The 26,870-nt window shown below is 70.6% G+C and carries 26 protein-coding genes and 1 tRNA gene; 17 read left to right on the top strand and 10 right to left on the bottom strand.

Features of this window, described 5'->3' with window-relative positions:
* Nucleotides 1-115 precede the first annotated feature (115 nt).
* Nucleotides 116-1,663, top strand: coding sequence for a pectate lyase family protein (locus tag EIW28_RS13640; RefSeq protein ID WP_125248225.1), 1,548 nt, complete (start codon nt 116-118; stop codon nt 1,661-1,663).
* A gap of 102 nt (nt 1,664-1,765) precedes the next feature.
* Here the strand turns inward: EIW28_RS13640 and EIW28_RS13645 are convergent, their stop codons facing one another.
* Nucleotides 1,766-3,121 (bottom strand): UDP-N-acetylmuramoyl-tripeptide--D-alanyl-D-alanine ligase, encoded by a 1,356-nt coding sequence (locus EIW28_RS13645; RefSeq protein ID WP_125248226.1) that lies wholly within the window; start codon nt 3,119-3,121, stop codon nt 1,766-1,768.
* 190 nt (nt 3,122-3,311) lie between these two features.
* Here EIW28_RS13645 and EIW28_RS13650 point away from each other — a divergent pair, with 190 nt between their 5' ends.
* The 4 genes from EIW28_RS13650 to EIW28_RS13665 are packed head-to-tail and all read left to right on the top strand — an operon-like array spanning nt 3,312 to nt 6,509.
* The gene (locus EIW28_RS13650; RefSeq protein WP_125248227.1) at nt 3,312-4,367 is read left to right on the top strand and encodes a D-isomer specific 2-hydroxyacid dehydrogenase family protein; all 1,056 of its coding nucleotides are present in this window, start codon (nt 3,312-3,314) and stop codon (nt 4,365-4,367) included.
* A complete protein-coding gene (gene vanA / locus EIW28_RS13655; RefSeq protein WP_125248228.1) occupies nt 4,364-5,410 on the top strand; it encodes a D-alanine--(R)-lactate ligase in 1,047 nt (348 codons plus the stop codon). The genes EIW28_RS13650 and vanA overlap by 4 nt, the downstream gene beginning before the upstream one ends.
* Nucleotides 5,407-6,036, top strand: a complete 630-nt coding sequence (gene vanX, locus EIW28_RS13660; RefSeq protein ID WP_125248229.1) for a D-Ala-D-Ala dipeptidase VanX — start codon at nt 5,407-5,409, stop codon at nt 6,034-6,036. Before vanA ends, vanX begins: the two co-directional genes overlap by 4 nt.
* Nucleotides 6,030-6,509: a GNAT family N-acetyltransferase gene (locus EIW28_RS13665; protein ID WP_232013975.1), complete on the top strand. Its 480-nt coding sequence runs from the start codon at nt 6,030-6,032 to the stop codon at nt 6,507-6,509. Before vanX ends, EIW28_RS13665 begins: the two co-directional genes overlap by 7 nt.
* Here the strand turns inward: EIW28_RS13665 and EIW28_RS13670 are convergent.
* Both EIW28_RS13670 and EIW28_RS13675 read right to left on the bottom strand, forming a co-directional pair.
* A complete protein-coding gene (locus EIW28_RS13670) occupies nt 6,481-7,575 on the bottom strand; it encodes a sensor histidine kinase (RefSeq protein ID WP_125248231.1) in 1,095 nt (364 codons plus the stop codon). The two genes, EIW28_RS13665 and EIW28_RS13670, sit on opposite strands and share 29 nt — an antisense overlap.
* Nucleotides 7,576-7,582: 7 nt before the next feature.
* A complete protein-coding gene (locus EIW28_RS13675; protein WP_125248232.1) occupies nt 7,583-8,254 on the bottom strand; it encodes a response regulator transcription factor in 672 nt (223 codons plus the stop codon).
* Between the two features lie 87 nt (nt 8,255-8,341).
* On the opposite strand from EIW28_RS13675, the gene EIW28_RS13680 reads away from it, so the two are divergent.
* The 4 genes from EIW28_RS13680 to EIW28_RS13695 all read left to right on the top strand — a co-directional run bounded on the left by EIW28_RS13680 (nt 8,342) and on the right by EIW28_RS13695 (nt 13,328).
* On the top strand, nt 8,342-8,929 hold the full coding sequence (locus EIW28_RS13680; protein ID WP_125248233.1) for a M15 family metallopeptidase: 588 nt from the start codon (nt 8,342-8,344) through the stop codon (nt 8,927-8,929).
* A 381-nt stretch (nt 8,930-9,310) separates the two neighbouring features.
* Nucleotides 9,311-10,411, top strand: coding sequence for an RICIN domain-containing protein (locus EIW28_RS13685; protein WP_125248234.1), 1,101 nt, complete (start codon nt 9,311-9,313; stop codon nt 10,409-10,411).
* A gap of 175 nt (nt 10,412-10,586) precedes the next feature.
* Nucleotides 10,587-12,047, top strand: coding sequence for a non-reducing end alpha-L-arabinofuranosidase family hydrolase (locus EIW28_RS13690; RefSeq protein WP_125248368.1), 1,461 nt, complete (start codon nt 10,587-10,589; stop codon nt 12,045-12,047).
* 345 nt (nt 12,048-12,392) lie between these two features.
* Nucleotides 12,393-13,328, top strand: a complete 936-nt coding sequence (locus tag EIW28_RS13695) for a DUF6414 family protein (RefSeq protein WP_125248235.1) — start codon at nt 12,393-12,395, stop codon at nt 13,326-13,328.
* Between the two features lie 693 nt (nt 13,329-14,021).
* On the opposite strand, the gene EIW28_RS13700 is transcribed toward EIW28_RS13695, so the two are convergent.
* Together EIW28_RS13700 and EIW28_RS24980 are read right to left on the bottom strand one after the other, a co-directional pair.
* On the bottom strand, nt 14,022-15,197 hold the full coding sequence (locus EIW28_RS13700) for a helix-turn-helix domain-containing protein (protein WP_125248236.1): 1,176 nt from the start codon (nt 15,195-15,197) through the stop codon (nt 14,022-14,024).
* Between the two features lie 181 nt (nt 15,198-15,378).
* Nucleotides 15,379-15,588 (bottom strand): hypothetical protein, encoded by a 210-nt coding sequence (locus EIW28_RS24980; protein WP_125248237.1) that lies wholly within the window; start codon nt 15,586-15,588, stop codon nt 15,379-15,381.
* 12 nt (nt 15,589-15,600) lie between these two features.
* Here EIW28_RS24980 and EIW28_RS24985 point away from each other — a divergent pair, with 12 nt between their 5' ends.
* Together EIW28_RS24985 and EIW28_RS25665 are read left to right on the top strand one after the other, a co-directional pair.
* Nucleotides 15,601-16,251: a site-specific integrase gene (locus EIW28_RS24985; protein ID WP_232013976.1), complete on the top strand. Its 651-nt coding sequence runs from the start codon at nt 15,601-15,603 to the stop codon at nt 16,249-16,251.
* Nucleotides 16,143-16,490, top strand: coding sequence for a tyrosine-type recombinase/integrase (locus EIW28_RS25665; RefSeq protein ID WP_408612217.1), 348 nt, complete (start codon nt 16,143-16,145; stop codon nt 16,488-16,490). Before EIW28_RS24985 ends, EIW28_RS25665 begins: the two co-directional genes overlap by 109 nt.
* Before the next feature lie 4 nt (nt 16,491-16,494).
* Here the strand turns inward: EIW28_RS25665 and EIW28_RS13715 are convergent.
* Nucleotides 16,495-16,570: transfer RNA gene (locus EIW28_RS13715), tRNA-Ala, on the bottom strand.
* 398 nt (nt 16,571-16,968) lie between these two features.
* Between EIW28_RS13715 and pcaD the strand changes: the two genes are divergently transcribed.
* Together pcaD and EIW28_RS13725 are read left to right on the top strand one after the other, a co-directional pair.
* On the top strand, nt 16,969-17,742 hold the full coding sequence (gene pcaD, locus EIW28_RS13720) for a 3-oxoadipate enol-lactonase (RefSeq protein WP_158630401.1): 774 nt from the start codon (nt 16,969-16,971) through the stop codon (nt 17,740-17,742).
* Nucleotides 17,743-17,831: 89 nt separating this feature from the next.
* Complete coding sequence (locus EIW28_RS13725) at nt 17,832-18,629, top strand: IclR family transcriptional regulator domain-containing protein (RefSeq protein WP_125248239.1); 798 nt, start codon at nt 17,832-17,834, stop codon at nt 18,627-18,629.
* Nucleotides 18,630-18,684: 55 nt separating this feature from the next.
* On the opposite strand, the gene EIW28_RS13730 is transcribed toward EIW28_RS13725, so the two are convergent.
* Together EIW28_RS13730 and EIW28_RS13735 are read right to left on the bottom strand one after the other, a co-directional pair.
* Nucleotides 18,685-20,052, bottom strand: coding sequence for an amidase (locus EIW28_RS13730; RefSeq protein ID WP_125248240.1), 1,368 nt, complete (start codon nt 20,050-20,052; stop codon nt 18,685-18,687).
* A 51-nt stretch (nt 20,053-20,103) separates the two neighbouring features.
* The gene (locus EIW28_RS13735; RefSeq protein ID WP_125248241.1) at nt 20,104-21,249 is read right to left on the bottom strand and encodes a cystathionine gamma-synthase; all 1,146 of its coding nucleotides are present in this window, start codon (nt 21,247-21,249) and stop codon (nt 20,104-20,106) included.
* 94 nt (nt 21,250-21,343) lie between these two features.
* On the opposite strand from EIW28_RS13735, the gene EIW28_RS13740 reads away from it, so the two are divergent.
* Nucleotides 21,344-21,607, top strand: a complete 264-nt coding sequence (locus EIW28_RS13740) for a hypothetical protein (RefSeq protein WP_125248242.1) — start codon at nt 21,344-21,346, stop codon at nt 21,605-21,607.
* 193 nt (nt 21,608-21,800) lie between these two features.
* On the opposite strand, the gene EIW28_RS13745 is transcribed toward EIW28_RS13740, so the two are convergent.
* Nucleotides 21,801-22,211: a VOC family protein gene (locus tag EIW28_RS13745; protein ID WP_125248243.1), complete on the bottom strand. Its 411-nt coding sequence runs from the start codon at nt 22,209-22,211 to the stop codon at nt 21,801-21,803.
* A gap of 65 nt (nt 22,212-22,276) precedes the next feature.
* Here EIW28_RS13745 and msrA point away from each other — a divergent pair, with 65 nt between their 5' ends.
* Both msrA and EIW28_RS13755 read left to right on the top strand, forming a co-directional pair.
* Complete coding sequence (gene msrA / locus EIW28_RS13750; RefSeq protein ID WP_125248244.1) at nt 22,277-22,882, top strand: peptide-methionine (S)-S-oxide reductase MsrA; 606 nt, start codon at nt 22,277-22,279, stop codon at nt 22,880-22,882.
* 80 nt (nt 22,883-22,962) lie between these two features.
* Nucleotides 22,963-24,141 carry a cryptochrome/photolyase family protein gene (locus EIW28_RS13755; RefSeq protein ID WP_125248245.1) on the top strand — a complete coding sequence of 393 codons (1,179 nt, stop codon included), beginning with the start codon at nt 22,963-22,965 and terminating at the stop codon, nt 24,139-24,141.
* Here the strand turns inward: EIW28_RS13755 and EIW28_RS13760 are convergent.
* A complete protein-coding gene (locus EIW28_RS13760; RefSeq protein ID WP_125248246.1) occupies nt 24,114-24,623 on the bottom strand; it encodes a MarR family winged helix-turn-helix transcriptional regulator in 510 nt (169 codons plus the stop codon). The two genes, EIW28_RS13755 and EIW28_RS13760, sit on opposite strands and share 28 nt — an antisense overlap.
* 102 nt (nt 24,624-24,725) lie before the next feature.
* Between EIW28_RS13760 and EIW28_RS13765 the strand changes: the two genes are divergently transcribed.
* Nucleotides 24,726-26,807 (top strand): MMPL family transporter, encoded by a 2,082-nt coding sequence (locus EIW28_RS13765; RefSeq protein ID WP_125248247.1) that lies wholly within the window; start codon nt 24,726-24,728, stop codon nt 26,805-26,807.
* Nucleotides 26,808-26,870: the final 63 nt, after the last annotated feature.

A 26,870-nucleotide genomic window follows, 5' to 3' on the forward strand; every position in this document is an offset into this window, starting at 1 on the left:
GCGGCCGAGAGATCCCCGAGATTGTGCAATCGGTTGCCCAAAATCCTTGATTTTCGGAAAGGGCTTTCCCTAGACTCATTGAAACATGTCAATTCCTACCCCTTAGGAGCCGGCGATGAGACGATCGCTAGCACTCAGAGTCGGGACAGTCGCCGCCGCGATGGCCGTGGCCGTCGCCGGCGTGGCGCTCTCGATGAACACCGCGACGGCCCAGGCGAACGCCGCGAACGGCTACGCCGCGCAGAACGGCGGCACGACCGGCGGCGCCGGCGGCGCCGTCGTCCGGGCCACCACGGGCACCCAGATCAACCAGGCCCTGTGCAACCGGGCCTCCGCCAGCACCCCGATCGTCATCCAGGTCGAGGGCACCATCAACCACGGCAACACCGCCGACGTCTCCGGCAGCAGCTGCGACGTCGGCTCGACCCTCATCGACCTCAAGGGCGTCAGCAACGTGACGATCGTCGGCGTCGGCTCCGGAGCCGTCTTCGACCAGATCGGCATCCACATCCGCGAGTCGAGCAACATCATCCTCCAGAACTTCACCGTCAGGAACGTGAAGAAGTCCGGCTCGCCGACCTCCAACGGCGGCGACGCGATCGGCATGGAGTCCGGGGTCCGCAACGTCTGGGCCGACCACCTCACCCTGGAGGCCTCCGGCGGCGAGGCGGAGGGCTTCGACGGCCTGTTCGACATGAAGAACGACACCAAGTACGTGACGCTGTCCTACAGCATCATGCGCAACTCCGAGCGCGGCGGCCTCATCGGCTCCAGCGAGAGCGACGTGTCGAACAGCTTCATCACGTTCCACCACAACCTGTACCAGAACCTGAACTCGCGCATCCCGCTGCTGCGCGGCGGCACCGCGCACAGCTACAACAACCACTTCGTCGGCGTCGTCGAGTCGGGCATCAACTCCCGCGTCGGCGGCAGGATCCAGGTGGACAACAACTACTTCGAGGACTCCAAGGACGTCCTCGGCACCTTCTACACCGACGAGATGGGCTACTGGGAGGTCAACGGCAACGTCTACGACAACGTGACCTGGTCGTCCCCCGGCACCGACAACCACCCGGCCGGACCGAACCCGGTCTCCACCACCTCGGTCTCCATCCCCTACTCGTTCAGCCTCGACAACGCGAACTGCGTCCCGTCGGTGGTGGCCGCGACCGCGGGCGCGAACAAGGGCCTGAAGACCTCCGACGGCAGCTGCTCCGTCCAGTCGCCGTCCCCGACCCCGACCGGCAACCCGCCGACCACCCCGACCACGGACCCGCCGACCTCGCCGCCGCCGACCACCGGCGTCAACCTCAGCCTCGGCGCGGGCGCCGACGGCTCCTCGAAGGCCAGCGGCACCAGCTACGGCAACGTCATCGACGGCAGCGCCTCGACCCTGTGGTCCCCGAGCGGCACCACCGGCCGCGTCTCGGTGAAGTGGAGCTCCGCCAAGACGATCGACACGGTCGTGATCCGGGAGGCCGCCGGCTCTGTCGGGAACATCGACGACTGGCAGCTGGTCAACAACGACACCGGAGCGGTCCTCGCCTCCGGCACGGGAGCGGGCACGATCACCTTCACCGCCACCTCCCTGACGAAGGTCAACTTCGTGATCCTCACGGCCTCAGGCACACCCAAGATCACCGAGTTCGAGACCTACGCGTAGACCCAGGGAGCGAAGACAGGGACGCCCGGGCGCGCGAGCACCCGGGCGTCCCCGTCGGCCGCGATCGCGCGGGGAACCCCGAGCGACCGGTTCCGGCACCGCTCAGCCGCCCTGCCGCAGGAGCGCGTCGGCCACCTCGTCGAGGCGCGCCGCACGCGAGCCCTTGACGAGCACCACGTCGCCGTCCTCGACCCGGCCGCGCAGCCACGCGGCCGCGGCGTCGTTGCCGCCCAAGGCGATCCCGCGCTCCCCGGCCCCCGCGGCGACCGGCCGGGCCTCCTCGCCGACCGCGACCACCACGTCGGCCCGCGCGGCGGCGTACGCGCCGATCGCGAGATGCTCCGCGTCGCTCTCGCCGCCGAGTTCGAGCATCCCGCCGATGACCGCGATGCGGCGCCCGCCCTCGACCACCGCGAGCGCGTCCAGCGCGGCGCGGGCCGAGTCCGGATTCGAGTTGTAGCTGTCGTTGAGCAGCACCCCGCCCCCGGGCAGGTCGCGCAACTCCATGCGCCACTTCGACAGCGACGCCGTCTCCAGTGCCGCCGCGGCCGCGTCGAGGGGTACGCCGACCGCGAGCCCGGCCGCGGCGGCGGCGGCCGCGTTGTGCGCCTGGTGCGCGCCGATGAGCGGCAGCGCGACCCGCGCCGCGGCCCCGGCGGCCCGCAGTGTGAAGGACGGCCGGCCGAGCCGGTCCAGTTCCAGGCCGGTGACGCGCACGTCGGCGTGCTCGGCCGCGCCGAACGTCAGCACCGGGCCGTCCGTGAGCGCGCGCATCGCGACCACGGCCGGGTCGTCGGCGTTGAGGACCGCCGTGCCGCCCGGCGCGAGGCCCGCCACGAGTTCGCCCTTCGCCTGCGCGATGCCCTGCCGCGACCCGAAGTACGTCAGGTGCGCGAGCCCGACGTTGAGCACCACGCCCGCGTCGGGCGCGCAGAGCCGCGCGAGCGCGGCGATGTCGCCGATGCGGCGCGCGCCCATCTCCAGGGCGAGGAACCGCGTGTCCTCGTCGGCCCGGAGCATCGTGACCGGCACGCCCAGTTCGTTGTTCGCCGAGCCGTGCGCCGCGATCGTCGGCCCGGCGCTCGCCAGCACCGCCCCGATCAGGTCCTTCGTGCTCGTCTTCCCCTGCGACCCGGTCACCCCCACGGCCGTGAGCCGGTGGCGCAGCCGGCGCACGACCTCGGCCGCGAGCGCCTGGAGCGCGGCCTGCGCGTCGGCGACCACCACGGTCGGCAGCGCGGTCGGCCGCGACCCGAGGACCGCGACCGCGCCCGCCTCCCCGGCCTGCGCGGCGAAGTCGTGGCCGTCGACCCGCTCGCCCGCGAACGCGACGAACAGGCCGCCCGGTTCGGCCTCGCGGCCGTCGAGCACGGCCGGGGCGGTCACCCGCACGTCCCCGTCGCCCTTGACCGTCCCGCCGGTGACCGCGGCGATCTCGTCGAGGCGCAGGGGGATCATGCCGCGGCCCCGCGGGGCCGCTCATGCGTCTTCTCGTTGCAGCACATGCCGCCCAGTGAAGACCGCGGGGCGTTGCGCGGGCGTATGCGCTTCCCGATACGCCGGCGATATGTTCGCGCCCGGAGCTTATCGCCGGCATATGGAAAAGCCCATACGCCGCGACAACAGCGCCGCGGCTTCACTGGGCACCATGGCAGACACAGGCCGATCGACAGACCCGGGCCGCGGGCCCGAACCCGCGGCGGACGCGGGCCGCGGCGCACCGGACGGGCCGCCCGCCGGCATCACCGTGTACGGGTGCGGACGCGACGAGGCCGCCCTCTTCGCGGAGCTGGCGCCGCGCTTCAACGTGCGCCCCACGATCGCCGAGGCCCCGGTCTCGGAGGGCAACATCGAACTCGCCCTGGGCAACCGGTGCATCAGCGTCGGCCACAAGTCCCGGGTCACGAGCGCGACGCTGCTCGCGCTCAGCCGCGCGGGCGTCGCGTACGTGTCGACGCGCAGCATCGGCGTCAACCACATCAACGTGAAGTACGCCGAGAGCGTCGGCATCACCGTCGGGAACATCGCCTACTCGCCCGGCTCGGTCGCCGACTACACGCTCATGCTCATCCTCATGGCGCTGCGGCACGCGAAACCGGTGCTCCTGCGCGCCGAGGCCCACGACTACCGGCTGCACGAGACCCGCGGCCGGGAGCTGCGCGACCTCACCGTGGGCGTCGTCGGCACCGGCCGCATCGGCTCGGCGGTCATCGAGCGGCTCAAGGGCTTCGGCTGCCGCATCCTCGCCCACGACAGCCGCCCGGCGGGCGGCCGGTCCGACGGCGTCGACCGCGTCCCCCTCGACGACCTGCTGCGCGGCAGCGACGTCGTCACCCTCCACACGCCGCTCAACGCCGGCACGCACCACCTCCTCGACCGGCACCGCATCGAGCGGCTCCGTCCCGGCGCGGTCGTCGTCAACACCGGGCGCGGGCCGCTCATCGACACCGAGGCGCTCGTCCCGGCGCTGGAGAGCGGCCGCCTCGGCGGCGCGGCCCTCGACGTCGTGGAGGGCGAGGAGGGCGTCTTCTACACCGACCGCCGCCGCGAACCGATCGAGGACAAGACGCTGCTCCGCCTCCAGGAGCTGCCGAACACGATCATCAGCCCGCACACCGCGTACTACACCGACCGCGCGCTGCGCGACACCGTCGAGCAGTCGATCGCCGGCTGCCTCGACTTCGAGAAGGGAACCCGGCGATGACCGAACCGCACGCGAAGCTCCACCTCGGCGTCCTCTTCGGAGGCGCCTGCGAGGAGCACCCCGTGTCCGTCAAGTCCGCGCAGGAGGTCGCGCGCAGCCTCGACCCGGACCGCTACCGGCCCTACTACATCGGCATCACGAAGGCCGGCGCGTGGCGGCTCTGCGACGGGCCCGGGCCCGACTGGGAGGACGGCGACCACCGGCCCGTCGTGCTGTCCCCGGACCGCGCCGCGCCCGGCCTGCTCGTCCTCGACGACGGCAAGTACGAGTCGATCCGCCTCGACGCGGTGCTCCCGGTCCTGCACGGCCGCCTCGGCGAGGACGGCGCGGTCCAGGGACTCCTGGAGCTCGCGGGCCTGCCGTACGTCGGCTGCGACGTGCAGAGCTCGGCGGTGTGCATGGACAAGTCCCTCGCGTACGCCGTCGCCGCGAACGCCGGCGTCGCCGTCCCCGACTTCCGGACCTCCTACGGCGAGGGCGACATCGACCCCGACGACCTCGCGTACCCGGTGTTCGTGAAGCCGGCCCGCTCCGGCTCCTCCTTCGGCGTCACCAAGGTCGAGCGGAAGGAGGAGCTCCCCGCGGCCCTCGCGACCGCGCGCGAGTACGACACGAAGGTCCTGGTCGAGGCGGCCGTCGCCGGCAGCGAGATCGGCTGCGCGGTCCTCGGCCGCGGCGGCGACCTGCTCACGGGGGAGCTCGACCGGGTCGCGCTCTCCCACGGCTTCTTCCGCATCCACCAGGAGGACGCGCCCGAGACCGGATCGGAGAACTCGACGTTCATCGTGCCCGCCGACATCCCGGACGACGCCCGCGACCTGGTCCGCGAGACCGCGATGCGCGTCTACCGCGCCCTCGGCTGCGGCGGCCTCGCGCGCGTCGACCTGTTCCTCACCCCGGACGGGCGCGCGGTCCTCAACGAGGTCAACACGATGCCGGGCCTCACCTCGTACAGCCGCTACCCGAGAATGATGAAGGCCGCGGGCCTCCCGCTCGCCGCAGTGTTGGACCGGACGATCGCACTGGCCCTGGAGCAGCGTTGACTTTCCCGCACGGCTTCGTCTTCGTGGACGAGCACGTCCCCGGCGTACGCTGGGACGCCAAGTACGCCACCGCCGACAACTTCACCGGCGCGCCCGTCGACGGCTACCTGACCGGCCGCATCGTCGGCACCCTGGCCCTGTGCGCGGCCCTGGAGCACGTCCAGGAGAAGGCCGCCGCGCACGGCTTCGGCCTGCACCTGTGGGACGCCTACCGGCCGCAGCGCGCCGTCGACCGCTTCCTGCGCTGGACCGCGCAACCGGAGGACGGCCGCACCAAGGCCCGGCACCACCCGAACCTCGACCGGTCCGAGCTGGTCGCGCGCGGCTACATCGCCGCCGAGTCGGGCCACAGCCGCGGCGGCACCGTCGACCTGACGCTGTGCCGCCTCGACACCGGCGACCTCGCCGACATGGGCGGCGGCTACGACCTGATGGACCCCGTCTCGCACCACGGCGCGGCCGGCGTCCCCGAGGCCGCGGCCGCGAACCGGCGGCTGCTGCGCTCGCTCATGGAGGACTGCGGCTTCCAGGCGTACCAGTGCGAATGGTGGCACTACACGCTGCGGGACGAACCGCACCCGCGCACCCGCTTCGACTTCCCGATCACCGAGGAGCCGGAGTGCTGATCCGGGCCCTGCGCCCGGCCGACGCGGCGGCGGTCGACGCGCTCCTGGCCCAGCTCGGCTACCCGCAGGCCGGCCCGGCGGCGACGGCCGAGCGGATCGAGGCGTGGACGAACGACCCGTCGAGCGCGGCGTACGCGGCGGCCGTGGACCCGGCGCCGACCGGCGTTCCCGACGGCGTCGCCGGCCTGGTCGCGGTCCACGTCTGCCCGTACTTCGAGCGCCCCGGCGCGTGGGGCCGGATCGTGGCGCTCGTCGTGTCGGACACCGTGCGCGGCAACGGGATCGGCACCCGCCTGGTCGAGGCCGCCGAAGCCTTCGCGCTCGAGCGCGGCTGCGTCCGCATTGAGGTCACCAGCAACGACCGCCGGGCCGGCGCGCACGCGTTCTACCGCGCCCGCGGCTACACCGTCCAGACAGGACACTCGTCCCGGTTCCTCCGCGACCTCACGACGGGGCCGGCAGCGCCACGGTGACGCGGAGCCCGCCCTCCGGGCGCGCTTCGAGCAGCAGGGACCCGTCGTGCGCGTGCACGATGCTCTTCACGATCGCCAGCCCGAGCCCGACCCCCGCGTGGTCGGCGCGGATGCGGCGGGTGCCGCGCTCGAACGGCTCGGTGAGGGTCGCGAGCAGCTGCGGCGTGAGCCTCGCGCCGGTGTTCTCCACGACGAGCGTCACGGTCTCCGGCCCGGCGCCGGTCGCGACGTCCACGGTCCCGCCCTCGGCGAGGTTGTGGACGATCGCGTTGTGCATGAGGTTCACGGCCACTTGGAGCAGCAGCGCGTAGGAACCGGAGGCCGTCGCGACGTCCCCGGCGGTCCGGATCTCGACCCCGCGCTGCTCCGCGAGCGGCAGCAGCGTCTCGGCGGCCTCCTCGGCGAGCAGCGACAGGTCGACGGGCTCGTGCGTGAACGACCGCTGGTCGGCGCGGCTGAGCAGCAGGAGCGCCTCGGTGAGGTCGATCGCGCGCGCGTTCACGAGGTAGAGCCGCTCCACGAGCTCGCCGACCTCCTGCCGGGGATCGTTGCGGGCGACCTCCAGCATCGTCTGCGTGATCGCGAGCGGGGTCCGCAGCTCGTGGGAGGCGTTGGCGGCGAAGCGCCGCTGCTCGGCGACGTGCGCTTCGAGCCGCGCGAGCATCGCGTCGAACGCGTCGGCGAGCTCCCGGTACTCGTCGGCCCGCCCGGGCAGCCGGATCCGGTGCGAGAGCGAGCCTTCGGCGACCAGCCGCGTCGCCTCCGTGATCTGCGCGACCGGCGCGAGCATCCGCCCGGCCAGGACCCAGCCCCCGCCGAGCCCGAGCGCCAGCAGGAACACCGCGAGCACGGCCGCCTTCGGCGCGAACGCCCGCCACAGGTCGAGCCGGCCGGGGATGAAGTACCCCGGGCCGTGCCTCCCGTTCTCGTCGAGCTCGCCGCGGAGGCTGATCGCCTCGGCCGGCGCGTACCGCAGCAGGAACAGCCAGATGGCGGCGAGCAGCAGCACCCCCGCGATCATGAGCAGGCCCGCGTAGCTGAGCGTCAGCTTCAGGCGGACGCTCATGCCCGGCCTACGCACCGGCCTCCTCCTCGATCCGGTAGCCGACGCCGGGGACCGTGGCGATCACCCACGGCTCGCCGAGGCGCTTGCGCAGCGCGGACACCGTGATGCGAACCGCGTTCGTGAACGGGTCGGCGTGCTCGTCCCACGCCCGCTCCAGCAGCTCCTCGGCGCTGACGACCCCGCCTTCCGCCGCGACGAGCACCTCCAGGACCGCGAACTGCTTCCTGGTGAGCGCCACGTACCTGCCGTCCCGGAACACCTCGCGGCGGAACGGGTCGAGCCGCAGCCCGGCGATCTCGCGCACCGGCGGCCGGCTGTGCGCGCGCCGCCGGTCGAGCGCCCGCAGGCGCAGCACGAGCTCCCGCAGCTCGAACGGCTTCGTCAGGTAGTCGTCGGCGCCGAGCCCGAACCCGCTCTCCTTGTCGTCGAGCCGGTCGGCGGCGGTCAGCATCAGGATGGGGATCCCGCTCCCGGACGCGACGATGCTCTGGGCGACCTCGTCCCCGCTCGGCCCCGGGATGTCCCGGTCGAGGACGGCGATGTCGTACGAGTTCACCGACAGGAGTTCGAGCGCGGTGTCACCGTCCCCCGCCACGTCGGCCGCGATGGCCTCCAGCCGCAACCCGTCGCGGATGGCCTCGGCCATGAAGGGCTCGTCCTCGACGACCAGTACACGCATGCGCCCAATGCTACGAGTCCGGGCATATCGCCCGCATATCGAAATCCGCATACGGGCTCACAACAGCGCCGCCCCTTCACTGGAGCTATGACCCGAACCACCGCAGTCCCCCTGGCGCCCCGCCTCCGCCGCCGGGCCGCCGCCACCCTCCTCCCGCTCCTGGCCCCGCTCGCCCGCGCCCTCGGCTACCGCCTCCTGCGCATCCGCGACCGCGGCGGCCTCGGCCTCGACGACGGTGCGATTCCCTACGGCACCAGCGTCTTCGACGACGACGTCCCCGGCGTCGCCAACCTCGACCCGCCCTTCCTCGCGGCCCTGCGCCGCGCCGCGACGGACGCCGCCGCCGACGGCATCGCGTTCACCGTCAACAGCGGCTGGCGCACCCCCGCCTACCAGCGCCGGCTCCTGCGCGAAGCGGTCGCCGAACACGGCTCCCCCGAAGCCGCCGCCCGCTGGGTCTCCACCCCCGAGACGTCCTCCCACGTCTCGGGCGACGCGATCGACCTCGGCCCCGCCGACGCCCAGGCCTGGCTCGAGGCCCACGGCGCCGCGTACGGCCTGTGCCGCGTCTACCGCAACGAGCCCTGGCACTTCGAACACCGCCCCGACGCCCCCACCCGCGGCTGCCCGCCCCTGTACGACACCCCCGCATCAGACCCCCGCCACCAGAGGTGACCCGCTCGCCTCCACGTTGAACCGATGCCCGTCCGTCGGGATCAGGCACGATCATCGCCGGAGATCAGTTGCAGCCCAAGGATAACGACGGCGAAGGCGGCACATTGGGCAGCGACTTGAACCGGCCGTGCCAACAAACTTCGGCCGAGTCATTGACTAGACATAGATGCATCTCTATAGTTCGAGATGTCGAAATCGTCAAATGTTTCGAAGCCGACCTGCGCCATGTGAGCGATAACTACCGCATCGGCCGGGTCCGCGGCAAGACGCAGGCTCGGCTCGGATCTCTCGAGGTGACGGGCGGGCTCGGTACGGGGGCCGAGCCCGGATCCCTCCGGCCACCTGAAACGGAAATGACCCTACGAATGCAAGGGGCAAGGGATGCGAACAGCAAGGTGGCTCGGACCGATCGTGGCGCTCGGTCTCATGATGGGCCTGGTGGCGGCGCCGTTCGACACCGCCAGCGCGGAGTCGAACGGCGGGGTGCGGGTCATGCCGCTGGGCGACTCCATCACCGAGGGCACCGCCACCCCGGGCGGCTACCGGATCGGCCTGTGGCAGCGCCTCGCCGGCGGCGGGTACACCACCGACTTCGTCGGCTCGCAGTTCAACGGGCCGGGGAGCCTCGGCGACCACGACCACGAGGGCCACCCGGGCTGGCGCATCGACCAGATCCACGCGAACATCGTCAACTGGCTGAACACCTACCAGCCGCAGACCGTGCTGCTGCACATCGGCACCAACGACATCCTCCAGAACCACGACGTCGCCGGCGCCCCGAACCGGCTGTCCGCACTCATCGACCGGATCACCACCACGGCGCCGAACGCCGAGGTGTTCGTCGCCCAGATCACGCCGCTGGGGTGGAGCGAGGGGGACGCGGCGGTGAACCGCTTCAACGCGGCGATCCCCGGCATCGTGCAGGCCAAGGTCGACGCCGGCAAGAACGTGCACCTGGTCGACATGCACAGCGCCCTCACCGCCGCCGACCTGGACGACGGCGTCCACCCGACCGCCGCCGGATACGACAAGATGGCCGCGGTCTGGTACGCCGCGTTGCAGTCCGTGCCCGGCAGCATCGGGACGCCGGGGAACAGCACCGAGATCGTGGGCGCCCAGTCCGGCCGCTGCCTCGAGGTCACCGGGCTCGGCACCGCCAACGGCACCGGCGTGCAGCTGTGGGACTGCTGGGGCGGCTCCAACCAGCGGTGGACCTACACCGCGGGCAAGCAGCTCGTGGTGTACGGCAACAAGTGTCTGGACGCCCAAGGTCGGGGCACCGGCAACGGCACCGCGGTGATCATCTGGGACTGCAACGGGCAGGCCAACCAGCAGTGGAACCTCAACGCCAACGGCACCATCACCGGCGTGCAGTCCGGCCTGTGCCTGGACGCCTCGGGCTGGGGCACCGGCAACGGCACGAAGGTCCAGCTCTGGACCTGCGGCGCCGGACAGGCCAACCAGCAGTGGACCAGACGGTGACCGCGGCTTCAGGCGCGAGTCGCAGTGGTCCCGTGATCGCGATCGCCGATACGACCGCTCAACGCGCTGCGATCCGACCGAACGCCGGTCCGCGACCCCCCGGTCCCCTCCATAGCAACGATCCCGCATCCCCATGACCCGAAGAATCTCAACGAAGGAGGCCACCATGGCCTGGATGGAAAACCCCAAGAGCCGCAGGCGGATGCTCCTCGGCGGAGCCGGCGTGCTCGCCGGGGCCGCCGCCGCGACCGTACTCAGCCCGTTCACCGCGGCAGCCGCCACCGTCGACACCGCCGCCTGGTATGTGCTGGTGAACCGCAGCAGCGGCAAGGTCCTGGACGTCAGCGGTGCGTCCACCGCCGACGGGGCCCTGCTGCAACAGTGGACCCGCACGAACTCCAACAACCAGCAGTTCCAGTTCGTGGACGCCGGCGGCGGCTACTACCGGATCAGGGCGCGGCACTCGGGCAAGATGCTCGACGTCTCCGGCTGGTCGACCGCCGACGGTGCCGCCATCCACCAGTGGACCGACCACGGCGGCGCCAACCAGCAGTTCCGGCTGGCCGACTCCGCCGGCGGCTACGTCCGCCTGATCAACCGCAACAGCAACAAGGCGGTCGAGGTCCAGGGCGCGGCGGCCAACGACGGCGCGAGCGTCGTGCAGTACAGCGACTGGGGCGGCGCCAACCAGCAGTGGCAGCTCGCCCTCGTCGGCGGTGGCGCCGCCTGCGGGCTCCCGTCGACGTACCGCTGGACCTCGACGGGCCCGCTCGCGCAGCCGAAGAACGGGCAGGTCTCGCTCAAGGACTTCACCGCCGTCCGCCACAACGGCCAGTACCTCGTCTACGCGACGACGCACGACACCGGAGACGCCTGGAACTCGGTGGTCTTCAGCCCGTTCACCAACTGGTCCGACATGGCCTCGGCCGCCCAGACCAGGGTGACGAGCTTCAACCCGGTGGCCCCGACGCTGATCTACTTCGCCCCGAAGAACATCTGGGTGATCGCCTACCAGTGGGGCTGGCCGTACAAGTTCTCCTACCGCACGTCGACCAACCCCGCCGACCCCAACAGCTGGGGCCCGCACCAGGAGCTCTTCAACGGGCAGATCCCCGTGAACAACCCCATCGACCAGACCCTCATCGCCGACGACCAGAACATGTACCTGTTCTTCGCGAACGACGAGGGCCAGATCTACCGCTGCAGCATGCCCCTCGGGAACTTCCCGAGCAGCTTCGGCACGAGCTACCAGCTCGTCATGAGCGACACGAGGGAGAACCTGTTCGAGGCCGTCGAGGTCTACAAGGTCCAGGGCCAGAACCAGTACCTCATGATCGTCGAGGCCATGGGCAGGCAGGGCCGCTACTTCCGCTCGTTCACGGCCACCAGCCTGAACGGCACCTGGACGCCGCAGGCCGCGACGGAGAGCAACCCCTTCGCCGGCAAGGCCAACAGCGGTGCCACGTGGACCAACGACATCAGCCACGGCGACCTGGTGCGCACCAACCCCGACCAGACCAAGACCATCGACCCCTGCAACCTGCAATTCCTCTACCAGGGCCGCGACCCCAGCTCCGACGGCATGGACTACGGCCTCCTCCCCTACCGCCCGGGCCTCCTGACCCTCCAGCGCTAGCACCCCAACCCAAGTCCAACTCGAATATCCCGAACCAACCGGGCGGGCTCCCCACGAGCCCGCCCGCATCAGCCCAGAGACTTCCCATCCGCAATCACTCCTGGAACAGCAAAGAGCGGCCATCACCACGATGACCGCTCTTCTGCTCGATATCCGAGTCTGTGGAGCTTAGGGGATTCGAACCCCTGACCTTTTCCATGCCATAGAACTAGACGTCTAGGTCTCCTAGATGTATCGATTGGATGCGGCTTGGACTAGGGATCTGTCCGAACGGCTACCATGCTCGATCCGAATCGCTGACCACTACGGGCTTCGCAAGCCATATCACGGGCTTAAGCTCCATGCATGGCAACAGCATCCACGTCAGAGCACGATGACGAGCTTCCCGAGGCTGCCCATGAGTTCGCGTACATCGATGCGGCGCGCACACAGTCTCTGCTCGCGTACCTCTTCGATGGCCTTCCCAACGCGGTCCAGACCGTCAGAAACTCCGGCAAGTTCAAGCTGGGTCTGAGGTACATCGCCTCGGCTGAATACGAAGCCCGAAGCGGCCAGGAAAGTGAAACTAGGTCACAGGATCTAGACTCCCTCCACTACCAGGTTCTGGAGTTGGCTCTCGAATCCGTAGGTTTCCTGCGTGATATCACTGACGAACTTACCGGGGCTGAAGTCTGGAATACAACCATTCAGGAGCTAGCGCCGCCGGGCAAACTGATCAGAGTTACGGGACCGACGACGATGATCGACTACCGCAAGGTCCTGCAATCATTTCAAAAGATCTATCCATACTTCAATTCTGATAGCTCATCTAAGAAGGGGCCCAGGCCCAAGAGTTTGGCCGACAAGTTCGCAAGCGGCGATACTCTAACAATCATCGCTGCTCTTGAAGAGCTATCGCCTGAAGGTGTCAGTATCCGTATCGAGCCACATGGGTCGGATCTCCCGAACTGCGGCTTCGTCGGCACACTGGACCCGCGCTACTTCCGCGACGATGGAGGGTCCTTCGCGATTCGTCACGGATATAAGCCTCAACTGTGGACAACTGTGGCTTACATCAGCCGGTATGCTGACACCGATGTCGCAGATGTGACCGCCATCTCCGATCCTATCCAGAACCTGTATACCGGAGAACGGATCGACCGCGGTGCTCTCGCCAAGATTGTACAGGGAGTTGGAAACTATATGGGAGACTTCGGAATGACCGAGGCTCCAACTGCACCAGGTGGCGCTATTACGCCAATTGCGGTGTACAAACATATTACGAAATATGAGGTTGAATGACGGCCATGCGAATTCCTTCTGCATAGGTGGGACGGCTCGCCACCTTGCCGCAGCCGACGCTTGCGGCGGCAAGTAGCCCTCTCTGCTCCTGCGATGGTGCCGCCGACCGCCACGGTCTCGATCCCAAGAGACCCGGACGCCGTTCATTCGGCCTGGGCAAGAACGGAGCCGGAGTCTCGCGCGTCGACCACAGGCGGTGGTGTCGGATCGCGACGCTCGCCCCGATCCCTCTGTCGCTGCCCTGGCGCCCCTGCGCCCACCTGGATCGGAGTCCTGCCCGTGTCGGCCGTACTTCGTCTGGTTCGTCTCGTTGGCGCCGCCGCCCGCGGAACGGCCGGAGGCCGCACGCCCCGGGCGAGCGGCGTGCGCCAGGCGCGCGAAGCGCGCCCTTGATCCAGTAGAGAAAGTTTGAACACAAGCCGGGGCTACCAGGTTCATGAGCGCCGTTCGGCTAGTCTCAGATTCCACTGATGCTTCGGTTGGTCCGAATGTCGGTGAAAGCCCGTCCACCCCGTTAGGCGGTGTCTCTTGTTCGATCGAGATTCGGATATCAACGTAACCGCAATACTCATTGGTGTTGCGGTGCTGGTGCTTTGCGGCCTTGGTTGTCTTGGAATGACAGGAGGAGGCGGCGGTCCCTGGCAGTAGACATCGGGTGGCAGTCGAACCTTTGGCTGCCACCTACACGGAGACCTACCCAGCGAGGGCGCGGAGACGTTCCTGAAAGTCCTTGGTGGCGCTCTCTTCCGGGAATCGCTGCTGGAGTTCGCCGGACAGTTCGCCTGCGACCATGAGCAGGGACGGCAAAGACTTCCGCTCGGAGTCGAAGACTCGGTCCGCCTGCTCGATTGCCTGGTCAAGCTCGCCTTTCCGAGCGGCCGTGATCGCGAGGACCAGGCGGGCCTCCTGGTTCCTCATCGGCGAGATCTCAATGCCGTTCGGCGTGGTCCCGAACTTGATCACTTCGCCTGCGTACTGAGTCGCGAGGTCGTAGTCCTGTGCCTGCGAGTACGCGTCCATGGCGTAGAACTGCCACTTCGGAAGGTCGATCGCGAAGTGGTTATCTGACCGTGAGGGAGCCTCGAAGCGCTCAAGGATCTCCGCGCCCTCGTCTAGGGCCCTGCGGACACCCTGGACGTCCCCGAGTCGACCGAGCGCCTTGGCCTCCTGCCCGATGAGTTGGACGGCGAAGTTGTGTCCTGCCGCGAGGTGGCGGCCCTCGGCAACCGCGTTGAGAACATCGGGATAGCGCCCCTGGGTCAGAGCGATCCACGCCTTCATTTCGAGGGCCCAACCGTGGATCTCGGGCGCTCCGGCCTCGACGCCGAGGTTCGACGCCATGATGCGGGTTGCCTCGGCCGATGCTCGCATACCGAGGTCGTACTCAAGGCAACCGATGAGTAGTGCGAGCCACCCAGCGTTGACTAGCAGCTCCCTATGAGCTTGCAGCCCAATGGGTTGCTTGATCATTCGAGCGACCTCGCGGAGCCACCTGTGGCCCTCGGCGCGAAGCTGGGTCGGGTCGGTGGTGGCGTACTGGCAACAGAGGTCCTCGACCGTGGACCGGAGGGCTTCAATGGTGGTGCTGCTGGTGTCGGTCGCACGGATGCGCTCCAGAAGTTCGACCGTCTCGTTGGGCCGAAGATCCCGCGCGGCGGCGATATCGAGGTGTGCGGCTCCGATGAGATCGCCCCGGGCGTTCAGTAGCTCGTCACAGCGTTGAGCAACGCCCTCGGACGGTTTCTGCCGGCCGTTGATGAGCTTCGACAGGTGGCCCTTGTTGCACGGGATCGCGGCAGCAAGCTGGTTCTGTGACCAGCCCCGTTCCTGAAGGAGGCGGCGCAGCGTCTCGGCAAACAATGACCTCATGCCTCCATCGTGCGGTTGCCTAGTTGCCAACGTCAACGAGGCAACTTGGAACGTCTGGGCAACTTCTGTCCCGCCTGGGACCTTGGTCCCATGATGGCACAGATTTCGAACACCCAAGCGACGGAGATCATTGAGCGGATTGAGGCGATGCGAGTTCAGGTGCGCGGGATCAAGAAACGCGTCATGGCTCTTGAGTCCGCTGGCTCTCCAGCTGAGCAACCCGCTCGGACAGGTCGTTGATCTCGGCCTGCAACCCCTCGAGTTGGGTGAGGATGGCCTCGCCGGGGTTGACCTCGACCGGGTCGGGGGCCTCGGCGCCGTCGCGTTCCAGGACGAGTGTTCCACGCCCCTGGATCGCGCGGACAAGGTCCTCGCTCTCGCCAAGGATCATGCCACGTCGACCGTGAAGCTGCTGCTTAGCCTGCTGCGGCGGATCATCCGGTTCGCCGAGGCGCGCGGCAAGGTCATGCGGAACGTCGCCGAGCTGGTCGACCCGCCCGAAGGGCAGGAGGGCCGCCCGTCCAAGTCCATGACTATCGAGCAGGCGCACGCCGTGCTCAAGGTCAGCCGCGGATCCTGGCTTCACGGCTACATCGCGTTGTCGGTCTTCACCGGTGTCCGTACCGAGGAGGCACGGCCGCTGAGGTGGCGGAATACCCACCTGAACCCGGTTGCCGGGCAGCTCTGCACCTGCGGCGAGCGACACCGCGAGACCATAGCCCCGCACGTCGAGGTGTGGCGCTCAGTGCGCACCAAGGGAGAGACCAAGACGCCCAAGTCGCGGCGGACCATCGCGCTGCCGCGCCAGGTGGTGACGGTCCTGACCGCCGTCCGCGTCTCAGCCGAGATCGACGCCGAGGACGCCGGGCGGGCCATCCGGCCCGAGCACTACGTGTTCGCCACCGGGGTCGGCACCGTGCGCGACGCAGCCAACGTCCGCGTGACCTGCGCAAGGCGGTCAAGGATGCCAAGATCGAGGGCACCTGGACGCCTCGGGAGTTCCGGCACACCTTCGTGTCGCTCATGGCGTACGCGGGCGTGCGAGAGGAACTGATCGCCGACCTCGTCGGCCACCAGCGGACCAGTACCACGAGAACGGTCTACCGCCACCAGCTCCGGCCGGTCATCACGGCCGGAGCCGAAGCCCTGGATGACCTCTTCGACAGTGGACAGCTTGGCGCGTTAGGTAACAAGAATCCGGGGTCTGACCTGCGGATACGCCACCCGATAGGTAGCAAATTGGGTAGCGAAAAGGCCACAAGGGATAACCTTGTGACCTGTTTTGCCTGGTAGATCATGGTGGAGCTTAGGGGATTCGAACCCCTGACCTTTTCCATGCCATGGAAACGCGCTACCAACTGCGCCAAAGCCCCTTGAGTGGCGTTCCAGAGGTCGTAGACCTTGGAACCGGGACTAGTTTACACAGTGTTCGGCGGGGGTCCCAGGGTGGGGCGCGAGACCGGGGTCACGTTGGTGAGCTGGGGTTTTGCTGGGGAGGAGTTGGGCGAGGATGCGGCGGGTGTCGGGAGGCATTTGGGGGCTGGCGGTCGGGCACTTCGGTCTGGGGGCTCGGTGGAGGTCGGCTTTCCCGCCGGGGCGCGGGCTCCGCTCTTGCTGCCGGTGTCACGCCTGCTGCCCGGTTGTCTGAAGAATTGCCTTGCTCGGTGGGTTTGTGGTGCGCTGGGTGGGAGACTCTTTCGGACTTCCGGGTCCGCGGCCTTGTGGGGCCGGAGAGCGACTTGACGGCATGCAGACTCCGGGAGGACTGAGGATGATCCCCGTTCACGAGATCGATGGCGAAGGCACGCCGCTCGTTCTGCTCAACTCGCTCGGGGCCACGCTCGAGATGTGGCAGCCGCAGGTGACGCCCTTGAGCGCCCGGTTTCGGTTGGTTCGTTTCGATGCTCGGGGGCATGGTCGTACGCCGTATGAGGGGGACGGTGCCCTCGCGTTGGACGAGCTTGTCGGAGATGTGATCGACCTGCTGGACCACCTCGGGATCGAGCGGGCGCACGTCGCCGGGGTGTCGCTCGGGGGTGGGGTCGCGATGCGGTTGGCGGTTGCGCATCCTGAGCGGGTCGATCGGTTGGTGCTCGTCTCGGCCGCGGCGAAGGTCGGGACCGTGGATAGTTGGCGTGAACGTGCTGCGAACGTGCGGGCCGACGGAACCGAGTCGATCAGTGAGGCCGCGATGGGCCGCTGGTTCTCGGCCGCGTTCCGCGAGTCGCAGCCGGACACGGTCGAGGCGTTCCGGGAGCGGTTCGACGCCTGCGACGACGAGGGGTATGCCGCGTGCTGCGAGGCCCTGGGCGGCATGGACCAGCGGGGTGACGTGGAGCGGATCGCGGCGCCCGCGCTCATCGTGGGCGGCACCGCCGATGAGGTGACGACGCCGGCCGATGCGGCGTTCCTCGATGAGCGCATCCCGGATTCGCGCATGCTCCTCGCCGAGGGCGCCAAGCACATGGTGACCGCGGAGCGGCCGGACTGGTTCAATCGGGCGCTCGTCGCGTTCGTCGACGAGGGGGAGGCCGGCGGGCGGTGAGGTCCTTGGCTCGCAGTCGGATCGGGCCCAGGAGGCGGGCGGGGCGCTCGGTCGCGCGCGCCGGCCGGGTGCGCGGCTAGGCTGAGGGCATGCAGGACCGCGATGAGGCGGCGCCGAGACCGCGCAGCTCCGACTTCGTGCGGACGCTGGCGCGCGGGCTCGCGGTCATCCGGTCGTTCTCGGCCGAGCGGGAGGCCATGACGCTGAGCGAGGTCGCGAAGGCGACCGGGCTGACGCGTGCCGCATCGCGGCGGTTCCTCTTGACGCTCACCGAGCTCGGGTACGTGCGGTTCGACGGCCGCCACTTCGCGCTCACACCGCGGGTGCTCGAACTCGGGTTCGCGTACCTGTCGAGCCTGTCCCTGCCGGAGGTCGCGCAGCCGCACCTGGAACGCCTGGTCGCCGAGGTGCAGGAGTCGGCGTCGGTCGCGGTGCTCGACCAGGGCGACATCGTCTACGTCGCGAGGGTCGCGACGCGGCGGATCATGCGCGTCTCGATCAACATCGGCACCCGCTTCCCCGCGGTGAGCACTTCGATGGGCCGGGTGCTGCTGGCGGACTTGGACGCCGAGCGGTTGGACGCGGTGCTCGCCTCGTCCGAGAAGACCGTGTTCACCCCGCACACGATCACCGACGAGGATCTGCTCCGCGCCGAGTTGGACCGGGTCCGGGCGCAGGGGTGGGCGTTCGTGGACCAGGAGCTGGAGGAGGGGCTGCGGGCGATCGCGGTGCCGATTCGGGACCAGTCGGGGAGGGCGGTCGCGGCCGTGAACGTCTCTTCGCATGCCAGCCGCACCGATCTCGACTCGGCGCGGCGCGACCTGCTGCCGCCGCTCAAGGCGGCCGCCGCGCGGATGCTCGCCGACATGGCCGTGCGGTTCGACTGAGATCGGCCGGGGCGACGCGGTTCGGGCCGGGCCGCACCGCGGCCCGGCCCGGGCGTCAGTCCCAGCTCAGGCCCGGCGCGTAGCGGCGCGGGCGGAGTTTGGCGATCAGCTGGGCCGCGACGTCGAAGAGGCGGCCGGTGGAGCCGGGCGGGCCGACGAGTTGGACCGTAGCCGGTGCGCCGTCGGAGCGCATGCCGACCGGGACGACCAGCGCCGGGAGGCCGGCGAGGCTGAACGGGGCCGTGAACGCGGCGGCCGAGGCGAGGTGGGCGACGTTGGAGCGCAGCGGCTCCAGCGACCACTCCTTCGCGGCGGGCGGGGCCGCGGGCAGGCCCGGGGTGATGAGGACGTCGTAGTCCTCCAGGTCGAACCAGTCCTCGAGGTGGCGGCGGACGCGGTTGCCGTCGCCGAGGACGCCGCCGAACAGGCCCCGCAGGTAGGTGCGCTCGCCCACGGACACCAGGCGCTTGGTGCGCCGCTGGAGTCCGTCGGGGCCGCACTTGAGGCTGCGCAGGTACGCGGCGCAGCTCCACGCGCCCGACGAGGCCGGCGTGAGGCGCGCGCCGAAGCGCGGCCTGGCGCGGAAGGTGTCGTGGCCGAGGTCGGTGAGGGACCGGACGGCCTTGAGCAGCCACTTCGTGGCGTCGTCGTCGACGCGGGCCGGGAGCGGGGCGATGTTGGTGGCCGCGATGCGCAGGCGCCCGGGGTCGCCCGTCGAGCGCGGGGCGCGGTGGGTGAGCGCCGCGTACGCGAGCGCCGCGTCGTCCACTGTGGTCGCCATGACGCCGACGTGGCCGCCGAGCCAGTGCTCGGGGTCGGTGTTGATGTCGGCGGGGACGTGCTCGGGGCTGTAGGCGACGATGCCGCAGGCCGCGGCGGCGGTGCGGACGCCGCCGGCGGAGCCGGGGCCGTCGAGGCCGATGCCGATGGGGGCCGCGCCGGTGGCGACCGCGAGGGCGGTGCCGCCGGAGGGGCCGCCGACGCCGCGGTCGGGGCGCCAGGGGTTGGCCGGGACGTTGCCGTCGTCGTCGGTGGCGGGCCAGAGGCCGAGCTCTGAGGAGCGTCCGAAGGCGACGACGACCGCGCCGGCACCGCGGATGCGCTGCACCGCACGGTGGTCGGTGTCGGCGATCGGGAGGACGGCGGCGTTCGAGCCGAGCCGCGGAGCGTGCCCGGTGACCGGCAGCTGCTCGCACACCGCGACGGGGACGCCCGCGGCGGGGAGGGCGTCGCGGTTCTCGATCTCGTCGACGGCCGCGGCCTCGGCGAGGGACTCGATCTTGCGGACGCTGGTGAGGGCGCCGTCGATCTCGCGGTGGTCCTCGATGCGGCGCAGGTGGTGGTCGACGACGAACGCCGCGTCCGCGTCGCCGCGCCGGACCGCCTTCGCTATCTGCTGCGCGGTGGTTCCCGACCAGCTCACTGATCGTCCTTTCTCGCGGGGGACTGGGGTTTCGACGGGAGGACGATCGGGTCAGCCGAGCGCCTGGCGCAGGTCGGCCAGGAGGTCGTCGGCGTCTTCGATGCCGACCGACAGGCGCACGAGGTCCGCGGGGACCTCGAGGTCGCTGCCGGCGACCGAGGCGTGGGTCATCCGCCCCGGGTGCTCGATGAGGGATTCGACGCCGCCGAGGGACTCCCCGAGCGTGAACACCTCGGTGCGGGCGCACAGGTCGAGTGCGGCCTGCTCGCCGTCCTTGTGCCGGAAGGAGACCATGCCGCCGTAGCGCTTCATCTGCTTGCCGGCGACGTCGTGTCCGGGGTGCTCGGCGAGGCCGGGGTAGCGCACCTCGGCGACCTTGGCGTGCCCGGAGAGGAACTCGGCGACGCGTTCGGCGTTGTCGCAGTGGCGGTCCATGCGGACGCCGAGCGTCTTGACGCCGCGCAGGGTCAGGAACGCGTCGAAGGGGCCGGCGACGGCGCCCATCGCGTTGTGGTGGAACGCGATCGACTCGGCGAGGGCCTCGTCGCGGACGACGACCGCGCCGCCGACGACGTCGGAGTGCCCGCCGATGTACTTGGTGGTGGAGTGGACGACGACGTCGGCGCCGAGCGCGAGCGGCTGCTGGAGGTAGGGGCTCGCGAAGGTGTTGTCGACGACGACGAGCGCGCCGCGGCGGTGCGCGGTCTCGGCGATCTGCTCGATGTCGGCGATGTTGAGCAGCGGGTTGGTGGGCGTCTCGATCCACACCAGCTTGGTGCCCTCGCACATGACCGCGGCGAGCGCCGCGAGGTCGGTGAGGTTCGCGGCCGTGTACTTCAGGCCCCAGCGGGCGGCGACCTTGTCGAACAGGCGGAACGTGCCGCCGTAGGCGTCGTTCGGGATGATGACGTGGTCGCCGGGGGCGAGCAGCGCGCGCAGGACGGTGTCCTCGGCGGCGAGGCCGGAGGCGAACGCGAAGCCGCGGGTGCCGCCCTCGATCGCGGCCAGGCAGGTCTCGAGCGCCGTGCGGGTGGGGTTGCCCGACCGGGAGTACTCGTAGCCGCCCCGCAGGCCGCCGACCCCGTCCTGCTTGTACGTGGAGGTCGCGTAGATCGGCGGAACGACCGCTCCCGTCAGCGGATCCGGCTCCTGACCGGCGTGGATGGCGAGTGTCGAGAACCCGTGACCGTCATGCATGTCCCTAAGCTAGCCGACGCGAGTACCACTGGCCATGGATAGGCGCGCTATCGTGCAGACGACACTTACCACTTCCGTATTTAGGAGATGCCTCATGGGCTTCGACGAAGTGCACCAGATGGACATCACCGGCGACGGTGTCGACGAGACGGTCGGCGTGCGCCGCAACGAGGACGGCTCCGTCGAGTACCACGTGGACGTCGACGGCGACGGCACCGCGGACCTCCTCGCGGTCGACAAGGACGGCGACGGCGTCATCGACCACGTGCTGGTCGACCACGACGGCGACGGCAAGTACGACACGGTCGGCGTGGACGCCGACGGCGACGGCGAGATCGACGCGATCGCCGAGAAGTAGCACCGCCGCACGGCGGTGCCGCCGTGAAGGAACGGCTCCGAGCAGGCGAGGCGCCTCGAAGCGGGCCCTTCAGGCAGGAACGCCCACAGACTTCGCACCGCGGGCGCCCCCGCGCGCGCCACCGGCCCTCACGGGACGGGCACGCGGCAGGGGCGCCCGCGGTCGTCGCTTTGTCGAGGAGCCTTCCGGTCCCCTAGGACGCCTCGCCCTTCGCGGCCTCGGCCGCGGCGCGCTCGGCGTCGGAGCGCTCGACGCAGAACTCGTTGCCCTCGGGGTCGCGCATGGTCACCCAGCCGGTGCCGTCGGGCTTGCGGTGGTCCTCGTAGACCGTCGCGCCCAGGGCGAGGAGCCGGTCGACCTCCTCGTCGCGGGTGGTGTCCGGGGAGATGTCGAGGTGGAGCCGGTTCTTGATCTCCTTGCCCTCCGGGACGTTGATGAAGAGGAGCCCGGGGTGCTCGCCGCCGGGGCCGATGAAGTTCTCCTCGTCCTCGGGGCTGTTGGGGTACTTCGGGTGCTCGGTGTAGCCGGTGACCTCGGCCCAGAACTTCGACAGGGTGTAGCCGTCGCGGGCGTCGAACGTGACCTGGTTGATCTTTGAAACCATCCGCACACCGTAGCGGCCCCGCCCGACGCATGGCACTGGATGTCCGCGCGTGACAGACTTGCGGGATGACCACCATGCACCCGGTGCTCAAGCACCCCATCGAAGGCACCCCCGGTCCCGGCGCCGCGATCGCCTACTTCGGCATGGGCTGCTTCTGGGGCGCCGAGCGGCTGTTCTGGCGCGTCCCCGGCGTGTGGACGACGAGCGTCGGCTACATGGGCGGGAGCACCGAGAAGCCCTCCTACGAGGAGATCTGCACCGGGCTGACCGGCCACGCCGAGGTCGTCAGGGTCGTCTACGAGCCCGCGAAGGTCGGCTTCGACGACCTGCTCAAGGTCTTCTGGGAGAACCACGACCCGACCCAGGGCATGCGCCAGGGCAACGACATCGGCACACAGTACCGGTCGGTCGTCTACACGACGACGCCCGAGCAGCAGGCCGCCGCGGAGGCGAGCAGGGAGGCGTTCGAGCCGGTCGTGCGCGCCGCCGGGCTCGGACCGATCACCACCGCGATCCGGCCCGCCGGGGCCTACTGGCTCGCCGAGGACTACCACCAGCAGTACCTGCACCACAATCCGAACGGCTACTGCAACCACGGCCCGAACGGCCTCTCCTGCCCGGTCGGCGCCGCCAAGGCGCAGACCGAGGTCGAGCCGCCGCGCGCCCGCTGACGCGCCTCCGCGCCGCGGGCGCCCCCGGCGGCTAGGCTGCCGGGGCCGCCCGCCCGGGCGGCCGCACCGTGGGAGCCGCCATGACCCGGACCGCCGTCCTGCTGTTCACGCGCGACCTGCGCGTCCACGACAACCCGGCCCTGGCCGCGGCCTGCCGCGCGGCCGACCGGGTGGTGCCGCTGTACGTCGAGGACCCCGGCCGCCGCACGAACGAGAACCAGCGCGCCTTCCTCCTTGCGGCCCTTGACGACCTGCGCGACTCGCTCGAGGCGCTCGGCGGCGGCCTGGTGGTCCGCGCCGGGGACACCGCGGCGCAGGTCGCGGAGGTGCGCGAGGCGACCGGCGCCGACCTCGTCGTGTGCGCCTCCGACGCCGGCCGGTTCGCCGCCAGCGTGCTCGAACGCCTCGGCGGGGACGCCGAACTCCGGGTCGCCCCCGGTCCGGCCGTCGTCGAGCCCGGCCGGCTCCTGCCCAGCGGCGGCGGCGACCACTACAAGGTCTTCACCCCCTACTGGCGCGCCTGGTCGCAGGCCCGCTGGCGCGAGACCGCGCCCGAGCCCGAGCGCCTGCGCGTCCCCGACCTCCCCGACTCGCACGCGCTCGCGCCCGCCGAGCCGACCGCCGCGGACCTGCCGCCGGGCGGCGAGCGGGCCGGGCTCGCCCGCCTCGACGAGTGGGCCCCGGCCTCGGGCGACTACGCCGACCGCCACGACGACCTCGCCGGGGACCGCACCTCCCGCCTGAGCCCCTACCTCGCCCTCGGCTGCCTCTCCGCGCGCGAGCTGGCCGCCGACCCGCGCCTGCCCGAGGCGATGGTGCGGCAGCTGTGCTGGCGCGACTTCCACCTCCAGGTCCTCGCCGCGTTCCCGGCCCTCACCGACACCGCGTACCGCAGCGGCGCGAACGACGTCTGGGAGACCGACATGACGGCGCTGGAGGCGTGGAAGCACGGCACCACCGGCATCGGCATCGTCGACGCCGGGATGCGCCAGCTCCTCGCCGAAGGCTGGATGCACAACCGGGCCCGGCTCATCACCGCCGGATACCTGGTCAAGACCCTCGGCCTCGACTGGCGCGACGGCGCGGCCCACTTCGCGGCGCACCTGGTCGACCTCGACGAGGCGAACAACTGGGGCAACTGGCAGTGGACGGCCGGCACGGGCAACGACACCCGCCCGGGCCGCGGGTTCAACCACGAGCGCCAGGCCGGCCGCTTCGACCCCGACGAGGCCTACCGGCGGCGCTGGTCGCTGCCCTGAGGGGACTCCCATTCGGCGCTGACCTCGCGCATCGCCTCGGTGCTCACCTCGAGGAAGCGGGCCACGACCGCCCGCTCCTCGGGCGTGAACCCGGCCCATGAGCGCGCGAACGCGATCCCGAGCGGCACGAACAGGTGCCGGTTCGCCTCGACCGCGGCCTCGGGCACCTCGAGCGCGACGCGGCGGCGGTCGCCGGCGGGGCGCGAGCGCTCGACGTGGCCGAGGGCCTGGAGCCGGTCGATGAGCGCGGTCGTGGCAGAAGGGCTCAGGCCCAGCTCCTTCGCGAGCGCCCCGGGGGACATCGGCTCGCCGCGGCGGGCCGCGTCCATGATCACCGCGAGCGCGTTGACGTCGGTGCGGTGCAGCCCGTGGGCGGCGCCGAAGCGCTCGGCGTAGCGGTCGGACTCGACGGTGAGGTTCTGGAGGAGCCGGGTGAGGTCCCGGTCCGTGGGGGCGTCCGCACCGTCGGTGTCGTGCGTCATAGGCGAGGTCCTGTCCTGGTCGGTGGTCGACCTGTATCTTACTATTTCGACCATCGAAATATTCTTCGATGGAAACACCGTCTGGACGCGAGGAGACCCCGCATGGCCCCCGAACGACCGCGACCCGTCCGCCGACTGCGCTGGCTCCTGCCGGCGCTCCTGGCGCTCGCCTGGCTCGCCCTCGGCGCGTTCGCGGGGCCGTTCGCCGGGAAGCTCAGCGAGGTCGCCAGTAACGACGGCTCGGCGTTCCTGCCGTCCTCGGCGGAGTCCACCGAGGTGAACGAGCTGCGCGCCGCCTTCGACGACACCGGGGCCGCGGTCGCGATCGTCGTCGCCGAGCGCGCCGGCGGGCTCGCCGAGGACGACCTCGCCTACCTCCAGGCCGCGAGCGGCGAGCTCGCCGCACTCGACTTCAACGCCGGGCCGCCGATCCCGCCGCAGCCCTCCGAGGACGGCGAGGCCGCCCAGCTGGTCGTCCTCATCGACGCGGGCGCCGACGAGGCCGAGGCCGTGGCCGAGATCCGCTCGGTCCTCGCCGAGGACCGCCCCGACGGCCTCGACGTGCTCGTCACCGGCCAGGCCGCGCTCGGCGCCGACCTCGGCGAGGCGTTCGCCGGCGTCGACGGGCTCCTGCTCCTCGTGGCCGCCGCGGTCGTCGCGGTGATCCTGGTCCTCGTCTACCGCTCCCCGCTCCTGCCGGTCCTCGTGCTCCTGTCGTGCGGGTTCGCGCTCGCGGCCGCCAGCGCCGCCGTGTACGCGCTCGCCGACGCGGGCGCGATCGACCTGAACGGCCAGAGCCAGGGCATCCTGTTCATCCTCGTCTTCGGCGCCGCCACCGACTACGCGCTCCTCCTGGTGGCCCGGTTCCGCGAGGAGCTCGACGCGGGCGCCGACCGCTTCACCGGGGTCCGCAGGGCGCTGCGCGGCACGATCGAGCCGATCGCGGCCTCCGCGGGCACCGTCGTCCTCGGCGTGCTGTGCCTGCTGTTCAGCCGGCTCGAGTCGAACCAGGGCCTGGGTCCGGTGGCGGCCATCGGGATCGGCGCGGCGTTCCTCGCCGCGGTCACGTTCCTGCCGGCCGTGCTCGCGATCTTCGGGCGGGCCGCGTTCTGGCCGCGCCGCATCGGCACGGCCGGGCCGCGCCGCTCGCGCCTGTGGTCGAACGTCGCCGCCCTCGTCGCCCGCCGCCCCCGCGTCGTGTGGGCGACGACGGCCGCGGCCCTGGCGATCGCGGCCGCGTTCACGGTGCAGCTCAAGGCGGACGGCACCGCGCAGACCGAGGTGTTCCTCACCGACGTGGACTCGGTCGCGGGCCAGGAGGTCCTCGCCGAGCACTTCCCGGGCGGCTCCGGCGCGCCCGCGGTGATCATCGCGAACGCGTCGGCGCTCGACGAGGTCCTCGCCGCCGCCGACGTCGACGGCGTCGCGGAAGCCGCTCCCGCCCTTGACGAGTCGGGCCGGGTGCGCACCGCCGACGGCCTGGTCGAGATCGAGGCCGTCCTGGAGGACGCCCCCGACTCCGACGCCGCCGTGGCCACTGTGGAGCGGTTGCGGGAGGCGGTGCACGCCGTCGACGGCGCCGACGCGCTCGTGGGCGGCCCCACCGCGATCCAGCTCGACACCCTGGAGACCTCCGAGCGCGACCGGGCCGTCATCATCCCGATCGTCCTCGCCGTGATCCTCCTGGTGCTCATGCTCCTGCTGCGCTCCATCGTGGCGCCGCTCCTGCTCACCGCCACCGTCGTCCTCTCCTTCGGCGCGACCATGGGCGTCTCGGCCCTGGTCTTCAACCACCTCTTCGGATTCCCCGGCGCCGACCCCACGGTCGTCCTCTTCGGATTCGTGTTCCTGGTGGCCCTCGGCATCGACTACAACATCTTCCTCATGACCCGCGTTCGCGAGGAGTCCGCGCGGCTCGGCACGAAGGCCGGGACGCTGCGCGGCCTGGTCGCCACCGGCGGGGTCATCACCTCCGCCGGCGTCGTCCTCGCCGCCACGTTCTCGGCCCTCGCGGTCCTGCCGATCCTGTTCCTCGCGCAGATCGCGTTCGTCGTCGCGTTCGGGGTGCTCCTCGACACCGTCATCGTCCGCTCGCTCCTGGTCCCGGCCCTCACCGTCGACATCGGGAAGGCCGTCTGGCGGCCGTCCCGGCTCGCCCGGGTAAGGCCCCCGGGCCGCGAGTAAGGGCCCTGAGGGCGCTGAGGCCCGGAACTAAGGCCGGTGCGGGCGGACGCGACGCGGACGCCC

The organism is Glycomyces terrestris, from assembly GCF_003933745.1.
GTDB lineage: Bacteria > Actinomycetota > Actinomycetes > Mycobacteriales > Micromonosporaceae > Glycomyces > Glycomyces terrestris.

What these genes read in the sequence shown, in the direction of transcription:
- EIW28_RS13680 (WP_125248233.1), top strand. Translation starts at nt 8,342, where the DNA reads ATGACCCGAACCACCGCAGTCCCCCTGGCGCCCCGCCTCCGCCGCCGG.
- EIW28_RS13765 (WP_125248247.1), top strand. Translation starts at nt 24,726, where the DNA reads ATGGCCCCCGAACGACCGCGACCCGTCCGCCGACTGCGCTGGCTCCTG.
- msrA (WP_125248244.1), top strand. Translation starts at nt 22,277, where the DNA reads ATGACCACCATGCACCCGGTGCTCAAGCACCCCATCGAAGGCACCCCC.
- EIW28_RS13725 (WP_125248239.1), top strand. Translation starts at nt 17,832, where the DNA reads ATGCAGGACCGCGATGAGGCGGCGCCGAGACCGCGCAGCTCCGACTTC.
- EIW28_RS24980 (WP_125248237.1), bottom strand. Translation starts at nt 15,588, where the DNA reads ATGATCCTTGGCGAGAGCGAGGACCTTGTCCGCGCGATCCAGGGGCGT.
- EIW28_RS13690 (WP_125248368.1), top strand. Translation starts at nt 10,587, where the DNA reads ATGGAAAACCCCAAGAGCCGCAGGCGGATGCTCCTCGGCGGAGCCGGC.
- EIW28_RS13645 (WP_125248226.1), bottom strand. Translation starts at nt 3,121, where the DNA reads ATGATCCCCCTGCGCCTCGACGAGATCGCCGCGGTCACCGGCGGGACG.
- EIW28_RS13745 (WP_125248243.1), bottom strand. Translation starts at nt 22,211, where the DNA reads ATGGTTTCAAAGATCAACCAGGTCACGTTCGACGCCCGCGACGGCTAC.
- pcaD (WP_158630401.1), top strand. Translation starts at nt 16,969, where the DNA reads ATGATCCCCGTTCACGAGATCGATGGCGAAGGCACGCCGCTCGTTCTG.
- EIW28_RS13740 (WP_125248242.1), top strand. Translation starts at nt 21,344, where the DNA reads ATGGGCTTCGACGAAGTGCACCAGATGGACATCACCGGCGACGGTGTC.
- EIW28_RS13640 (WP_125248225.1), top strand. Translation starts at nt 116, where the DNA reads ATGAGACGATCGCTAGCACTCAGAGTCGGGACAGTCGCCGCCGCGATG.
- vanA (WP_125248228.1), top strand. Translation starts at nt 4,364, where the DNA reads ATGACCGAACCGCACGCGAAGCTCCACCTCGGCGTCCTCTTCGGAGGC.
- EIW28_RS13650 (WP_125248227.1), top strand. Translation starts at nt 3,312, where the DNA reads ATGGCAGACACAGGCCGATCGACAGACCCGGGCCGCGGGCCCGAACCC.
- EIW28_RS13760 (WP_125248246.1), bottom strand. Translation starts at nt 24,623, where the DNA reads ATGACGCACGACACCGACGGTGCGGACGCCCCCACGGACCGGGACCTC.
- EIW28_RS13675 (WP_125248232.1), bottom strand. Translation starts at nt 8,254, where the DNA reads ATGCGTGTACTGGTCGTCGAGGACGAGCCCTTCATGGCCGAGGCCATC.
- EIW28_RS13755 (WP_125248245.1), top strand. Translation starts at nt 22,963, where the DNA reads ATGACCCGGACCGCCGTCCTGCTGTTCACGCGCGACCTGCGCGTCCAC.
- EIW28_RS13700 (WP_125248236.1), bottom strand. Translation starts at nt 15,197, where the DNA reads ATGAGGTCATTGTTTGCCGAGACGCTGCGCCGCCTCCTTCAGGAACGG.
- EIW28_RS13685 (WP_125248234.1), top strand. Translation starts at nt 9,311, where the DNA reads ATGCGAACAGCAAGGTGGCTCGGACCGATCGTGGCGCTCGGTCTCATG.
- EIW28_RS13735 (WP_125248241.1), bottom strand. Translation starts at nt 21,249, where the DNA reads ATGCATGACGGTCACGGGTTCTCGACACTCGCCATCCACGCCGGTCAG.
- EIW28_RS13695 (WP_125248235.1), top strand. Translation starts at nt 12,393, where the DNA reads ATGGCAACAGCATCCACGTCAGAGCACGATGACGAGCTTCCCGAGGCT.
- EIW28_RS13670 (WP_125248231.1), bottom strand. Translation starts at nt 7,575, where the DNA reads ATGAGCGTCCGCCTGAAGCTGACGCTCAGCTACGCGGGCCTGCTCATG.